Annotated in this window: 1 protein-coding gene; it reads right to left on the bottom strand. The window is 66.5% G+C overall.

Annotation, left to right across the window (positions count from 1 at the left end; translation table 11 throughout):
- Window positions 1-14 precede the first annotated feature (14 nt).
- The coding region (locus tag V8Z74_RS26185) for a porin (RefSeq protein ID WP_349712318.1) at window positions 15-1001 on the bottom strand (987 nt) is incomplete at its 5' end.

The following is a 1001-nucleotide window of genomic DNA, read 5'->3' on the forward strand; positions in this document are numbered from 1 at the left end:
ATCCGGCCAGGGCATCAGAAGCGGTGGCGGATGCCGGCGATCAGGCTGGTGCCTGTCTTGGGGCTGGCATCGCTCACGCGGTCGTACATCAGGGCGGTGTACACATCGGTGCGCTTGGACAGGAAGTGGTCGTAGCCCAGCGTTGCGGTGGTGCGGGTGGCCTCGGTGGCCGCTTCGTACTTGGTGCGGGCCACGGCCGCCTTGATGGTGCCGGGCGTGCCGGCCACGGGAACGTCCAGGCCCAGCGAGTAGGTCTTGCTCTTGCTGTCCAGATCCTTGACCTTGGCCTGGCCGTAGGTGGCGTACAGCTTCACGACGTTGAAGTTGTAGCTGCCGCCGACCATCCAGTCGCTCTTGGTGGGCATGACGGTGCCGTTGCCGGGGTTGGTGATCTGGTCACGCTCGTAGAAGGCCGTCAGGCTCAGCGGGCCGCTGGAGTACAGCGCGTTCACGCCCACGTTCTTCTTGCCCTTGTTGCCCGGGGTCGACTGCTCGCCGAACTGGTAGTACACGTTGGCGGTCAGGCCGCCGAAGTTGGGCGTGGTGTAGACCAGCATGTTGCTCCAGCCGGTGTCGGCGGGCGTGGTCAGGCGGGCGCCGCCCCAGGCTGCGGTGGGCGTGTTGGCATGCAGCACCAGGGGCGAGATGGTGAACGAATCGCCAAAGGGGTTGGTCAGGATGGTGGGCAGGAAGTTGGGCGCCTTGTCGCGGCCCAGGCCGATGCGGCCGAAGCTGCCGTTCAGGCCGATGTTGGCATCGCGCGAGAAGAAGGTATCGCCGGGGAAGCGGCCGGGCTCGCCGGTGTCCATGCGCATGAAGGAGGTCAGGTTGAAGTCGACCTTCAGGCCGCTGCCCAGGTCTTCCGTGCCCTTGATGCCCCACCAGGAGGTGGTCATGCCGCCGGAGCCCACGACCGACTTGCGGTCCTGGCCGGCCATCTTGACGGAGCCGGCGTACATGTCGGCCAGGCCGGTGAGCTGGACGGTGCTTTGCGCTTGTGC

The organism is Comamonas sp. w2-DMI (assembly GCF_040187735.1).
Lineage (GTDB): Bacteria > Pseudomonadota > Gammaproteobacteria > Burkholderiales > Burkholderiaceae_C > Comamonas > Comamonas terrae.